At 57.0% G+C, this 13,797-nt stretch carries 12 protein-coding genes; all 12 read left to right on the top strand.

Features of this window, described 5'->3' with window-relative positions; translation table 11 throughout:
• Positions 1–52: 52 nt before the first annotated feature.
• Positions 53–2,005, top strand: coding sequence for a stage V sporulation protein D (locus tag YWK_RS0105485; RefSeq protein WP_462934518.1), 1,953 nt, complete (start codon positions 53–55; stop codon positions 2,003–2,005).
• A gap of 131 nt (positions 2,006–2,136) precedes the next feature.
• The gene (locus tag YWK_RS0105480; protein WP_026964014.1) at positions 2,137–3,639 is read left to right on the top strand and encodes a UDP-N-acetylmuramoyl-L-alanyl-D-glutamate--2,6-diaminopimelate ligase; all 1,503 of its coding nucleotides are present in this window, start codon (positions 2,137–2,139) and stop codon (positions 3,637–3,639) included.
• A 13-nt stretch (positions 3,640–3,652) separates the two neighbouring features.
• Positions 3,653–4,630 carry a phospho-N-acetylmuramoyl-pentapeptide-transferase gene (gene mraY / locus YWK_RS0105475; RefSeq protein ID WP_026964013.1) on the top strand — a complete coding sequence of 326 codons (978 nt, stop codon included), beginning with the start codon at positions 3,653–3,655 and terminating at the stop codon, positions 4,628–4,630.
• Between the two features lie 40 nt (positions 4,631–4,670).
• The gene (gene murD / locus YWK_RS0105470) at positions 4,671–6,029 is read left to right on the top strand and encodes a UDP-N-acetylmuramoyl-L-alanine--D-glutamate ligase (protein WP_026964012.1); all 1,359 of its coding nucleotides are present in this window, start codon (positions 4,671–4,673) and stop codon (positions 6,027–6,029) included.
• 145 nt (positions 6,030–6,174) lie between these two features.
• Positions 6,175–7,269 (top strand): stage V sporulation protein E, encoded by a 1,095-nt coding sequence (spoVE, locus tag YWK_RS0105465; protein WP_026964011.1) that lies wholly within the window; start codon positions 6,175–6,177, stop codon positions 7,267–7,269.
• Between the two features lie 214 nt (positions 7,270–7,483).
• Positions 7,484–8,596 carry an undecaprenyldiphospho-muramoylpentapeptide beta-N-acetylglucosaminyltransferase gene (gene murG / locus YWK_RS0105460; protein WP_026964010.1) on the top strand — a complete coding sequence of 371 codons (1,113 nt, stop codon included), beginning with the start codon at positions 7,484–7,486 and terminating at the stop codon, positions 8,594–8,596.
• 107 nt (positions 8,597–8,703) lie between these two features.
• Complete coding sequence (murB, locus tag YWK_RS0105455; RefSeq protein ID WP_026964009.1) at positions 8,704–9,627, top strand: UDP-N-acetylmuramate dehydrogenase; 924 nt, start codon at positions 8,704–8,706, stop codon at positions 9,625–9,627.
• A gap of 5 nt (positions 9,628–9,632) precedes the next feature.
• Positions 9,633–10,886: a UDP-N-acetylglucosamine 1-carboxyvinyltransferase gene (murA, locus tag YWK_RS0105450; RefSeq protein ID WP_026964008.1), complete on the top strand. Its 1,254-nt coding sequence runs from the start codon at positions 9,633–9,635 to the stop codon at positions 10,884–10,886.
• Positions 10,887–10,908: 22 nt separating this feature from the next.
• A complete protein-coding gene (locus YWK_RS18480; protein ID WP_051375184.1) occupies positions 10,909–11,790 on the top strand; it encodes a cell division protein FtsQ/DivIB in 882 nt (293 codons plus the stop codon).
• A gap of 3 nt (positions 11,791–11,793) precedes the next feature.
• A complete protein-coding gene (locus tag YWK_RS0105440; RefSeq protein WP_035466204.1) occupies positions 11,794–12,510 on the top strand; it encodes a DUF881 domain-containing protein in 717 nt (238 codons plus the stop codon).
• Between the two features lie 61 nt (positions 12,511–12,571).
• Positions 12,572–13,315, top strand: a complete 744-nt coding sequence (locus YWK_RS0105435; RefSeq protein WP_245578518.1) for a DUF881 domain-containing protein — start codon at positions 12,572–12,574, stop codon at positions 13,313–13,315.
• Positions 13,312–13,689 (top strand): small basic family protein, encoded by a 378-nt coding sequence (locus tag YWK_RS0105430; RefSeq protein WP_035466153.1) that lies wholly within the window; start codon positions 13,312–13,314, stop codon positions 13,687–13,689. Before YWK_RS0105435 ends, YWK_RS0105430 begins: the two co-directional genes overlap by 4 nt.
• Positions 13,690–13,797 lie beyond the last annotated feature (108 nt).

Here is a 13,797-nt window from a genome sequence, read left to right as displayed (position 1 = left end):
CAGGATTGTCCGCATAGGATCAATCTAGAAATCTGGCATGGGGGCGACTAGCGTGCGAGTGACTCGTAGGACCATGCGCCGCAGATTCGTCATCTTACTTCTTTGCCTGCTGTTGGCGGTTGGCGGCCTGATTGGTAGATTGGCGTACATTCAAATGGGGCAGTCCTCGTGGTTGAAGGCGCGCGCCGAGTCATCCTGGGAGCGGAACATTCCTGTGGAAGGTACGCGTGGCACGATTTACGACGACAAAGGCCGGGAACTGGTATACACCGCGAGTGCACCGACTGTGATTGCTGTGCCCGCTCAAGTGAAGGACAAGCCAGGGACAGCGCAGGCGTTGGCAGGCATCCTGCAAATGCCGGTGGCGGACGTACTGAAGTTGTTGCAGAAGAAGTCGCTGACCGTGTACATCTCGCCGAAAGGGCGGCGAGTCACAGAGCAGCAGGCGACGCAGATCCGCAACCTCGACCGCTCCGGCATCTACATTTCGGAGGCTGGCAAACGCGCCTATCCGTTAGGTTCGCTGGCGGCTCAAGTGCTCGGTATCACCGGGGCGCAAAACCAAGGCCTGACGGGGGTGGAGAAGCAGTACGACGACATTTTGCAGGGTCAACGAGGCTACATTTCGTTCTATGCCAAAGCGAACGGAGAACGAATGCCTGCGACCGGCGAACATTACCAGCCACCGACGGACGGGCAAGACCTTCAATTGACGATTGACGCTCAGATCCAGCAGTTCGTGGAGCGCGAGGTGGAGCGGGCGGTCGCGGAGTACAATCCGGACCGAGTCACGGCCATTGTGGAAGACCCGAAGACGGGAAACATTCTCGCTATGGCCAATTACCCCAGCTTTGATCCCACACACTGGCAGGACTATCCGTCAACCACGTATAACCAGAACCTGGCCATCTGGCAGACGTTTGAGCCTGGGTCGACGTTCAAGGTGGTCACTTTGTCCGCTGCGCTGCAGGAAAAGAAGGTCAGCCTCGCTGACCGGTTTTACGACCCTGGTTACTACGAAGTCGCTGGACGCAAGGTGAAGTGTTGGAAGGCCGGTGGCCACGGCTCGGAGTCGTTCCTGAACGTGGTCGAAAATTCTTGTAACCCCGGCTTCATTGCACTGGGGGAACGGTTAGGCAAGGAGACGTTGTTTTCGTACATCAAGAAATTTGGATTCGGATCCAAAACGGGCATTGACCTGCCTGGAGAAGGTAACGGCATCCTCTTTAAGTTGAACCGGGTTGGCCCGCTGGAATTGGCAACGACCGCGTTTGGCCAAGGGGTCTCGGTCACGCCCATCCAACAGGTGATGGCCATGGGGGCGATTGCCAACGGTGGCATGCTCATGCAACCGCACGTCGTGCAAGCGATTCTCGACCACGACACTGGGCAGGTCGTTCAACAGGTCAAACCGCAGGAAGTGCGCCGGGTGATTGACGCGGACACGGCGAAACAGGTTCGGGACGCCTTGGAGAGCGTGGTCGCTCGAGGGAGCGGCGGTTCAGCCTATCAACCAGGCTATCGGGTGGCCGGTAAGACAGGCACGGCCCAGGTCGTCGTCAACGGACGCTATGACCCAAGCCACTACATTGTCTCGTTCATGGGGATGGCACCTGCGGACAACCCGCGCCTGGTCGCGTACATTGCCATCGACCACCCGCGTCCACGCAACGGCGCTGCTGTCTTCGGCGGTGTCATCGCTGCGCCGATTGTCGGCCGCATCCTCGGGGATAGCCTGCAGTACCTGGGCGTACCGACATCTAACCAAGGGATTCCGAAAAAACCGAAGCCGTTGGATCCCGTCAAGGTGGAAGTCCCGAACTTGGTTGGAATGACTATTGGCGATGCGAGACGGACAGCGATTCAGAGCAGTGCGCAGCTGAACGCAGAGGTCATGGGCACCGGCAAGTACGTGATCTGGCAGTCACCGCCCGGTGGCACGCTAGTGGAACCCAATTCCAAGGTGCGGTTGTACCTGGGGGACAATCCTCCGAAGGCGAATTGACAAGCAGTCGGAAACACGAGTAGTCTGGTCAATGTAAAATCGAAGGGCGGTTGGCCCCGCCCTTTTTTCTCTACCGAAGAGATTAGACAAATTCATGGCTACAGAGCGGATAGGTTGAGGAGGCAAGCGACATGCTCTTGCGGCAGCTGGTCGCACCGTTGATCAAACACAAACGGATTGATTGCAAGGGAATTGACTTCAACGACGTCGAGATTCTGTCGGTGACGGCAGATTCTCGCAAAGTGACACCGGGTGCGCTGTTCATCGCCATTCGTGGAAACACCGTGGACGGGCACACATTTCTCGCGGAAAGCGCGCGCAAAGGCGCGGCCGCGGCGCTTGTGGAAGAAGCCCATCCGGACCTCGGCATTCCGCAAATCGTGGTTCCGGATACACGGTTTGCCTCCGCAGTGGTCGCCAGCGTATTCTATCGACATCCGTCTCGCCGATTGCAGATGATTGGCGTGACCGGTACGAACGGGAAGACAACTGTGACCCACCTGATTGAGACCATCCTTCAGGCGGCTGGGTATAAGACGGGGTTGTACGGTACCATCGGGAAGCGGATTGACGGAAAGACCGTCGACGTCGTCAACACGACGCCGGAGGCCGTGGAATTGCAGGGGATTCTGCACGAAATGGTGGAGGCGGGGTGCAGTCACGGCATCATGGAGGTGTCTTCCCACGCGTTGGAGCTGCATCGAGTGGCCGGCACGCGGTATCACATCGGGGTGTTCACCAACCTCACGCAGGATCACCTGGACTTTCACGGCACCATGGAGAACTACCGGGCCGCCAAAGGCAAGCTGTTCTCTCGACTCGGCAACGAGTACGGGGATGACACCCGAGGTTCCGCGTACGCAGTGTTGAACGCGGACGATCCCGCTTTCGAGTACCTACGCCAACAAACCGTCGCGGAGTGCATTACATACGCTATCGACACAGAGGCGGACGTTTGGGCAAGGAACGTCCACGTGCGTGCGGAGGGTGTCTCGTTTGACGTGTGCACCTTTGCTGGGGACGAACACGTGCAGTTGGACATGACGGGGCGTTTCAATGTGTACAACGCACTGGCAGCCATCAGTGTAGCGCTGGTGGAGGGTGTGCCGCTTGCGGTGGCGGTTAAGGCGTTGCAGTCTGTGCGGGGCATTCCTGGCCGATTCGAAAAGGTGTCTGCCGGTCAGCCGTACACGGTTCTGGTGGATTACTCGCATACGCCAGACAGCCTGGAAAACGCCCTCTTGACCGTTCGCGAGTTTGCCACCGGCAACGTCATCACGGTGGTTGGATGTGGCGGGGACCGAGACAAAGGCAAGCGGCCGCTGATGGCGCAAATTGCTGCGCGCTACAGTGACCAATTCATCTTGACGAGTGACAACCCGCGCACGGAAGATCCGGAGGCCATTTTGGACGACATGGAAGCAGGCCTTGTCGGGATGGACGCCCGGTATGACAGAATCGTGGATCGGAAGCAGGCGATAGAGGCGGCCATTCAACGGGCGGCCGCGGGTGATGTGGTGCTCATTGCAGGAAAAGGGCACGAAACGTACCAAATCGTTGGCACCGAGAAATTCCACTTTGATGACCGGGAGGTGGCCCGCGCGGCCATTCTACAATCACTGCAGTCATCGTGAAAGGAGATTATCCATGGATTTGCAGGCACTCCTGCTGACTGCCGGAGCGGCATTCGCCATTGCAGTGCTGCTCGGGCCTATCTGCATTCCCATTTTGCATCGGTTGAAGTTCGGACAGCGCGTACGCGAAGAAGGGCCGAAACACCATCAGGTGAAATCGGGCACGCCCACAATGGGGGGCGTGATGATTGTCGTCGCTCTCGTGCTGACGACGTTGAAGTTCAGCTTCACGAGCATGGACGTCCTTTTACTGTTGCTTGCCACGGTGTCTTTTGGACTCATTGGCTTTGCTGACGACTTCATCAAAGTCGTAAAAAAGCGCAACCTCGGCTTGCGGGCAAAACAGAAGCTGTTTTGGCAATTTGTCGCGACGCTGCTCTTGTTTGGCGGTTTGTGGTTGCACTGGAAGCAGCAGGGGCAACATTTTACTGTCAGCATTCCTTTGACGTCGCTGTCCATTGATCTTGGTTTGTTCTACCTATTGTTTTTGTTGTTTGTATTACTTGGCACCACCAATGCGGTGAACTTGACGGACGGATTGGATGGCCTGTTGTCTGGGTGTGCGGCCATCGTCTTCGCGGCGTACGCGTTCTACGCGTATTGGCACACCGAATACGATGTGGCGTTGTTCTGTGCTGCCATGGTCGGCGCATTAATTGGCTTTCTGGTATTCAATCGCCACCCTGCCAAGGTGTTCATGGGGGACACGGGCTCCCTGGCAATCGGCGGAGCGTTGGCTATGGTCGCAGTACTGACCCACAGCGAACTCGGACTCATCCTGTTTGGTCTGGTTTTCGTGGTGGAGTGTCTGTCCGTGATTATCCAAGTGTTTGCGTTCCAGACGTTTGGAAAGCGAGTGTTTCGCATGAGTCCGTTGCACCATCACTTTGAACTGTCTGGCTGGTCGGAGTGGGAAGTGGTGATTGGCTTCTGGCTGGCGGCGTTCATCACGGCGTTTGGCACGCTTGCACTCCTGTCACACGCATCGTAAGCGTTCATTCGGAAAGAGGAAAGAGGAAAGAGGAGAGGTCATGAAAATCGAGAGCGGGCAAAACGTGTTGGTCATGGGTCTGGCGCGCAGCGGTGAGGCTGTTGCACGACTGTTGTTGTCTCACGGTTGCAGGGTGACGGTCAATGAGCGCCGGCAACGGGAGGAATCAGAGCCGGAGGCGGATCAGCTTGCGGCGCTTGGCGCCCGCCTCGTATTTGGCGGGCATCCTCTGTCATTATTAGACGACAATCCGGACTATATTGTGAAAAACCCAGGAATTCCTTATTCAGTTCCGCTCCTCGAAGAGGCAGTTCGGCGAAACATTCCTATCTACACTGAGATAGAAGTCGCGTCGTGGGTCACGACGTCGCCACTGGTCGCCATTACGGGGTCAAACGGTAAGACCACCACGACCACTTTGGTAGGTGAAATTCTGGCAGAGTCCGGTATGGAGCCTGTGGTGGCGGGGAACATCGGGCGTGTGTTATCGGGGCTTGTCACACAGGTACGTCCCGACCAACCGATTGTCCTGGAAGTGTCGAGTTTTCAACTGCTTGGCGTGGAGACGTTGCATCCCCGCGTGGCCGCATTGCTGAACCTGTATCCGGCGCACCTCGACTACCACGAAACGTACGAAGCGTACGTGGATGCAAAATGGCGCTTGTTTCGAAACATGGGGGCTGGCGATGTCGCTGTCTTGAATTTTGATCAGGCTGAAATTCGCCAGCGCGCCGCCCAACTGCGCGCAGACGTGGTATGGTTCAGCCGACAGGGTGAAGTACCGGAAGGAACATTCGTGGCAAATGGCGAGATTGTCGTGCGCAAGTCGGGCGTAGATACCCGCTTGATGGCCACCTCAGCGCTCGGCCTCAAAGGAGAGCACAACTTGGAAAACGCGTTGGCGGCGACTGCCATCGCCATCTGGGCGGGGGCCTCGATGGACGCGGCGAGGAACGTGCTGATGCGTTTTCAAGGCATTGAGCACCGCTTGGAGTTTGTCCGTACGGTTGGCGGTGTAGACTGGTACAACGACTCCAAAGCGACCAATCCGACAGCGGCCATTCGCGCTTTGCGGTCATTTCCGGAGAACGTCGTGTGGATTGCCGGCGGTCTCGACAGAGGGGACGATTTTGGCGTGCTCGTGAATGAACTGCGCGGCAAGGTCAAGGCAGCCGTGTTGCTTGGACAATCTGCGAAGCGCCTGGAGGCTGTCTGCGTCGACGCGGGCGTCCAAAAAACCATGCTAGTGAACACGGTGGAGGAAGCTGTACGCAAAGCAAATGACTTGGCGCAACCTGGAGACGTCGTGCTGTTCTCACCGTCCTGCGCAAGTTGGGACATGTTTGCGTCATTTGAGGAACGTGGACGAATCTTCAAACGCGCCGTGCATACATTGTAGCGTTGGCGATTGGACAGACTTTCGCGTTTTGCTAGGTCCCGCTGCCCGCAACGTCATCAGGGACCGTACCCACTTCTCCCAAATGGAGCAAAGCGCAAAGGTGGTCAGCCCATCGCCGTACTCGCAAAGGAGGTGCGGCTCTGCGGTGGTACGCTCGAAGGGCAATGTTGACTATGTGATTGTCGCCGTGACGCTCGTGCTCTTGTGCATTGGCTTGGTCATGGTCCACAGCGCAAGTTCCGTGATTTCGGCGCAAAAATTCACCGACGCTTTCTACTACGCAAAGCGACAATTGATGTGGGCAGGGCTTGGATTGGTATTGATGTTCATCATGGCCAATTTCGACTACCACAGACTTCGCGCGTGGGCTCCGAAGGTGGTCATCGCCAGTTTCTTGTTCCTCGTTCTGGTGCTGTTGGTCGGTGAAAGCCGCGGCGGTTCCAAGGCCTGGCTCGGCATAGGATCTTTTGGGATTCAGCCCTCGGAGTTTGCTAAATTGGCCCTGGTTCTGTTCCTCGCGCACTATCTTGCGGACGCGGCCGACCGCATGGAGTCATTTGTGCGCGGGTTTCTCCCGCCGCTTTTCATTTCTCTGCTCGCGGTCGGCCTCATCATGCTCGAGCCAGACCTCGGCCAAAGCGTTGTCATTATGGGGACCACGATTGTCATGCTGTACGCAGCGGGAGCCCGTTTGAGTCAGCTTGGGTTGCTCGGGGGCTCCGGGTTGCTCGCCTTCGCTGCGCTGGTCGCCATGGCGCCGTATCGGATCAAGCGCATTGTCGCGTTTTTGGACCCGTGGCAAGACCCGTTGGGTAAAGGGTATCAAATCATCCAGTCGTTGTACGCCCTCGGCTCTGGCGGTCTGGTCGGGCTTGGGCTCGGGAACAGTCGTCAGAAGTATCTGTATCTTCCGGAACCACAGACCGATTTCATCTACTCCATCCTCGGAGAAGAGCTGGGCTTTCTCGGCGGTGCCACGGTACTTGTGCTGTTCGGCGTCCTGGTGTGGCGCGGCTTCCGTACCGCTATGTTCGCTCCGGACGAGTTCGGATCACTTTTGGCAGCAGGCATCACAGGAATGATTGCGGTGCAAGTGCTCATTAACGTGGGCGTCGTCACCAGTTCCATTCCTGCGACGGGCATCACGCTGCCGTTCATCAGTTTTGGTGGATCTTCGTTGACTTTGATGCTGACGGGCGTCGGCATTCTGTTGAACATTTCCCGGCAGTCTTTGCGCTGACGATTTGAAACAGATTGTCACGGGTGCAAAATTCCTCTAAAGTGCTTCAGCACGTCTAGATGTAGTGTTTCTTGCGTTGCGGAAACACTACATATTGTGTTGAAGCGGCTTTCGTCGCTATTTTTCAAATCGCCGGTCATTAGCGAGACAAACCTCCCCTCTGCTATCATGGATGGTCAGAGGGTTTTTTGTGACGTCCTGGAGGGGTGAGGACATGCGCCTGATGTTGACTGGCGGCGGTACGGGGGGCCATATTTACCCGGGGCTCACGTTGCTGCGTTACTTGGAAAAGATGTACGGATCTATAGAGGTCCTTTACGTAGGGTCAGAGCGTGGATTGGAACAAGACATTGTGAAGCGCACGGGTATCCCGTTTGTTTCCATTCCGGCCGCAGGACTGCGGCGGCAATTGAGTTTGTCTGGCCTGAAGACGGCTTGGACGACCGTACGAGGGTACTGGAAGGCGAAGAAGCTCGTTCGTCAGTTTCGCCCGGATGTGGTAGTTGGAACAGGGGGCTACGTGACGTTGCCCGTGGTGTTTGCTGCGGCAGCCTACAACGTCCCGTCGGTCGTTTGGGAGGGCAACGCGCGGCCTGGACTCACCAATCAGCTTTGCGCGCGGAAAGCCTACGGTGTGGCAGTGTGTTTTGAGGATACGAAGAAATGGTTTCCCAAGGCGAACAAGGTGGTTGTGACCGGCAACCCGCGGGCCAGCGAGGTGCTCGAAGTGGACGAAGCCCAACTGGCTGCAGCTCGTCGTCAGTACCGGCTGTCACCAGGGAAGAAACTAATTGTCTGTTTCGCAGGCAGTCGCGGGGCGGAAACCGTGAACGAGGTGTGGGCGAAAACCATTCCTAAATTCGCGGAAAAACCGGATTGGCAGCTGCTATACGTGACGGGGGACAAACACTACGAGGCTGTGCAGTGTTCGCTGTCCGACGTGCCACCGAATGTCACCGTGATTCCGTTTGTACACGACATGCCCGCGGTCTTACCGCAGGCGGCCGCGCTGGTGACCCGGGCAGGGAGTTCCACGCTTGCTGAAATCTGTTCGTTTGGCCTGGCGTCCATTCTGATTCCGTCCCCGTACGTAACGGCCAATCACCAGGAGGAAAATGCCCGCAGACTGGTGGACAAGGGGGCGGCGTTGATGATTCGCGAGTCCGAATTGACGCCGGAAAGCCTGTGGAAGGCGCTGCTGACCGTTTTGGAAACCAATCAGGGCGATGCACTGCGCCGGGCCGCAAAGCAGTTGGCGACGCCGAATGCGGTGCGTGATTTAGGTGCATTAGTGATGGAAGCGTGGGAAACACGGCGCCCATCTTAAATCCTAGAGGGATGTAGAATCACCCATTCCCGGCTGACGCCATATGATGCCATACGGACCTGGGCGCAGGCGTCAGCCAATGTTTGGCTCACGTTGGAGGTTAGAAGATGAATTCGCAAAGCGTCCTCGCTGTCCTGGAGCGATACAACATCCGGGATGTGCTTTTCGATGAACCGATGTCTCGTCATACAACATGGAGAATTGGCGGTCCTGCCGATATCTTCGTCTGCCCAAAGAGTTTGGAGGAAGTGCAGAGTGCCATCCTCGCGGCGCGGGAGCTCGGCATACCGTGGACGGTGATTGGGCGAGGGTCAAATGTGCTCGTCCTCGACGGCGGGATTCGCGGCATGGTCATCAAGATGCACGACAATTTCGCGCGTGTGTCGGTGGACGGCAACACACTGACCGCACAGGCGGGTCGCTCGTTCGTCTCAGCCGCGAGCATTGCGATTCGCCATGGTTTGTCTGGGCTCGAGTTTGCCACCGGGATTCCCGGCAGTGTGGGAGGCGCCGTAATGATGAACGCGGGCGCACACGGCGGTGAAGTGAAAGATGTCCTGCTCTGGGCGGATGTGGTTGACAGCGACGGAAACGTCGAGCGTTTGTCCAACGAGGACTTGAAGTTCTCGTACCGCTACAGTGTGCTGAAGGACCACCCAAAACTGGTCGTGGAAGCTGCGTTTGGACTGAGGGCCGGCGACAGTGAAGCCATGATGCGCACGGTCAAGGAATGGTCCCAGCGGAGAAACCGAACGCAACCGTTGTCGCTGCCGAACTGCGGATCTGTCTTTCGCAATCCGGAAGGTACGCACGCAGGTTTCTTGATTGAGTCGGCAGGTTTGAAAGGACTGAGACGAGGGAACGCGCAAATCAGCGAGAAACATGCCAATTTTATCGTTAACCTCGGAGGTGCCAAGGCGGAAGACGTACTCTGGTTGATGCGCCACGTCCAGGAAACCATCCAGGACCGCTTTTCCATACACCTGGAGACCGAAGTACGGCTCATGGGTGAACCAGCGTCGGGGAGGTGATGGGTGTGGATGCATTTGAGATTCGGGGTGGTCAACCGTTACGCGGGGAAACACGAGTCTACGGCGCAAAGAATGCAGCGCTCCCGATTCTCGCAGCAACAGTGATGACGGAAGAAACCTGCGTCATTGAGGATGTCCCAGATCTTGAGGACGTCAAGGTCATGATGGATATTTTGCGGACTTTGGGAGCGAAGGTGGAACGCGTTGAAGACGCTGTAATCGTCCATCCCAAGGATATCCGTTCGGCCAACGTACCACCCGACTTGATGCGGAGGATGAGGTCGTCCATCTTTCTCATGGGACCACTGCTGGCCCGCTTTGGGGAAGTGCGCGTCAGCAAGCCAGGTGGTTGCGTCATTGGTCAGCGTCCGATTGACTACCACCTGCGCGGTATGCGCGCCTTGGGGGCGAGCATTGAAGAAAAGCACGGATTCGTGCGATGTACGTCCCATCGGCTGTTTGGCAATGAGATCATTCTCGATTTTCCGAGTGTCGGTGCGACGGAAAACCTAATCATGGCAGCTACGCTAGCGGACGGCGAAACGGTGATTGAGAACGCCGCCAGAGAACCGGAAATTTTAGATCTCGCGAACTTCCTCAACAAGTGCGGTGCCAACATTGAAGGTGCCGGAGACGACACGGTCCGGATTCAGGGTGTGCACCACTTGCATGGGGCCACGCACAGGATTATACCGGACAGAATCGTGGCGGGTACGATTTTGCTGGCGGCTGCGGCCACGCGCGGGAAGGTGACGCTCACCGGAGCGGAGCCTGCGCACCTGACGGCACTGCTGTCGAAACTTCGCGAGGGAGGTGTGCGGGTCTCTACGGACCATGATATAATTACCGTTGAATGCCTGAAGCCTTGGCGGGCGGTGGATGTGCGAACGTCGCCGTACCCGGGCTTTCCGACAGATTTGCAGGCACCATTCATGGCTGCGCTGACGACGGCTGTCGGCACCAGTGTGATTCGGGAAAGTGTGTTCGAAGCGCGCTTCAAGCACGTCAACGAGTTGACGCGCATGGGAGCCGACGTATCCGTAGACTTACAGACGGCGGTTGTCCGCGGAGTCGCGCAACTCTCCGGTGCATCAGTTGAAGCGACGGATTTGCGCGGAGGAGCCGCGTTGGTCATCGCCGGATTGATGGCGGATGGGACTACGCGCGTCGAGGGTCTTCAGCACATTGACCGGGGGTACCAGCAACTTGACGTGTACCTCCGCGACTTAGGCGCGGCAATTGTCCGTGTTTCCTCTTAATTCTGTCCACGGAGTGCTAAGAGTGGAAGGCGGTGAAACATCAGCCGCCTTTCATTCGTCCATTGTATATAGCCTGTTGCAGGTGAAATGGCGGTTCCGCCGCTGTTTTGGAGTGGAGGACAAGCTGTTGAGACGTGACATGCAGACAAGGGCAAACGGCGAGGGAGGTCGGCAAAAACGGACCCGCGTTCGTGCGCTCATCCTGGGGTTCTTTCTGTTCCTCGGCGTTGTGATGGTCTTGGAGTCGCCGTTGACGAGAGTCAGGGGAATGGTGGTCACCGGTAACACGTCGGTCACAGAACAGGCCATACTTGAGGCGAGTGACCTGCACAATGGGATGAGCCTGTGGCAAGTCAACGCCTCCGCGATTGCCGACAAGGTGACCGCTGCAGAGCCTCGTGTGCAGTCTGTGACAGTCCACACCGACTACCTCAGTGGCACGGTTACCCTGGCTATCAAGGAAAAGCAAATTGTTGCGGTCCTGGCTTCGTCCGGCCACTTTTACAACCTGTTGAGCGACGGCAAGGTGTACACCCAAGCCGCTGCCAATGCAGGGTTTACCTGGCCGCTGGTGACCAGTGACCATTTATTGAACGTACAGCTCGGACAGGCTCCAGATCCGGCGGTTGCTGATATTTGTCAACAACTGTCCCAGATCCCTCGCGACCAGGCCAACCTAATTTCGGAAGTACACCTCGACAACTTTGGCGTGGCGACCGTCTACCTCGTCAACCATTTTGCTGCCGAGTGTAAACAAGATCAGTTTGCCACTTGCATGAAGGAAATGACGAGCGCTGTCGCTTACTTTAAAGGCAAAGGCTACGCGCCAGGATTGATTGATATGACCGGAGGACAGCCGTATCGATATACTCCGTTTTCCACGCCGTCGGAAGGGAAGGGATAAGTGTTGGTCTCGACCAGAGCCAAGCTCACGTTGTCACTGACCGTCGTGGCTGTCGTCCTTGGGTTCATGATAGCGCTCCAATACAAGCAGCAGTTGGCCGAGCGCGGACCTGTTGGCTATTCCTCGAGTGACACGGAGCAACAGAAGCTGTTGTTGCAGTTGCAAGCCCTCAAGGAGACCAACGCCAAAGCGCAGCAGCAGCTGCAAAACGTGACGTCAAAAATTGCGGCATATGAGAAGCAGACAGGCGATGCCAGTGACCTCTCGCAGATGCGGCAGAAGTTGGAGGACGAGCGCATCCTTGCGGGGATGACAGCAGTCCAAGGCCCGGGCGTACGTGTCACGTTGATGGACGGGACGTCTCCAGCGGGGGCGGATACGGAGCAATACCTTACGCACGACTGGGACGTGCGCAGTGTCATCAACGAGCTGTTTACGGCAGGGGCTGAGGCTGTGTCCATTAACGGATACCGCGTAGTGGCGACTTCGGGTGTGTTTTGCACCGGCCCTGTCGTCAAGGTCAACGACCACCGCATCGGCGCTCCGTTTGACATCGAGGCGATTGGGGACCCCCAGGTTCTCAAGTCTGCGCTTACGCTTCAGGGCGGAATCCTTGACCAGTTGCGCGGCCGCGGCGTGAACGTCTCGGGCCCGGTGATTGTGCAAACCATCAAGATGCCGCCGTTCACTGGCAGCGTACTCAACTCCGGAAGTAATTAGTGTTCGGACAACCTCTTGGCGGTACTTCAGTCCGCCGGGCACATCCGTGGGGGTGATTGTGTTGCAAAAGCGTGCGTTCATTTGGTCCCTGACAGGGATTAGTGCGGTGCTCGGGTTCATGCTCACCGTACAAATCTCTTCACGTCCACGGTCCTCGGCGGAGAGCCTGTCGAGTTACCTCGATTTGCGGACACAGGTGCAAGAACAGTTGGAGGAGAATCGGGTACTGCAAGAGGAGGTTGCGAAGCAAAATGCGTTGCTCCTGCAGTACCAGAACTCAGCCGGACAGGCGACGGAGTTGCGCAAGGCGCTGCAACAGGATGCCAAGAGCGTGGAAGCAGCTGCAGGCACCACGAGTGTCAGCGGCCCCGGTATCACCATCAAAATTCAGCCGGATCCATCGCTGCCCTATGACCCGAAGTACGCGGGCGCATTCGAACAGGCAGCTGACCAGGAGTTGGGGGAAATTGTAAACTGGCTGTTCGCGAACGGCGCCCAAGCCATTAGCATCAATGGCCAACGGCTCGTGACGACGTCGTCCATTCGTCTCGTGGGAGGCCTGGATCCATCGACGAACGTGTTGCAGGTCAACACCAATCCTATCACCAGTCCCTATGTCATCACGGCTATGGGGGATATTGACAAGATGCAAGCGATACTGACTGTGAACAACGTCAAGGACGATTTGAACCTGATGCAGGAAGACTGTGTGATTACTGCACACCCTGGGTCAAAGGGCGTCACCGTTCCGGCGTACACCGGACCGCTGCCAGGACACTGGGCGAAGGAGGTCAACAACGGATGATTTGGTTGCCCGTGATTGGACTGGTACTGGGCGTGGGCATTGGTTTCGCCACCAACGTGGATATCCCAGTTGCCTATTCCTCGTACCTCTCCATTGCTATCCTGGCGGCATTGGACACGGTATTTGGCGGTGTACGAGCGAGCCTCGAAAAGTCGTTTGACGGGGCCGTGTTCATTTCTGGATTTTTCTTCAACACCCTTGTTGCCGCGTTGCTCGCTTACATTGGCGTCCAGCTGGGCGTTGACCTGTATTTGGCGGCTGTCGTTGCATTCGGTGTGCGGCTCTTTCAAAACATCGCGGTCATCCGCCGCATCGCATTTCACAAGATGGGGCAAAAGCGGAACAAGGAGATTTCAGTCCCGCCAAGAACGTAGTGTTGTGAGTTTCACTGTGTGTTTTACGAAAAACTTTGTGTCAAAAAAGAGGATTGTCGAAAACCTTGTTGAAGTAGCAAGGAAGTATGGTGTGTAATTGGCGGTCAG

This window comes from Alicyclobacillus pomorum DSM 14955, from assembly GCF_000472905.1.
Lineage (GTDB): Bacteria > Bacillota > Bacilli > Alicyclobacillales > Alicyclobacillaceae > Alicyclobacillus_A > Alicyclobacillus_A pomorum.
Note: the sequence above shows the minus strand (reverse complement) of the source record. Positions and strands in the feature narration are given on the sequence as shown.

Bases quoted from the DNA above. Each gene is read 5' to 3' on its own strand.
- murG (WP_026964010.1), top strand. From the start codon at position 7,484: ATGCGCCTGATGTTGACTGGCGGCGGTACGGGGGGCCATATTTACCCG.
- YWK_RS0105430 (WP_035466153.1), top strand. From the start codon at position 13,312: ATGATTTGGTTGCCCGTGATTGGACTGGTACTGGGCGTGGGCATTGGT.
- mraY (WP_026964013.1), top strand. From the start codon at position 3,653: ATGGATTTGCAGGCACTCCTGCTGACTGCCGGAGCGGCATTCGCCATT.
- YWK_RS0105480 (WP_026964014.1), top strand. From the start codon at position 2,137: ATGCTCTTGCGGCAGCTGGTCGCACCGTTGATCAAACACAAACGGATT.
- murB (WP_026964009.1), top strand. From the start codon at position 8,704: ATGAATTCGCAAAGCGTCCTCGCTGTCCTGGAGCGATACAACATCCGG.
- murD (WP_026964012.1), top strand. From the start codon at position 4,671: ATGAAAATCGAGAGCGGGCAAAACGTGTTGGTCATGGGTCTGGCGCGC.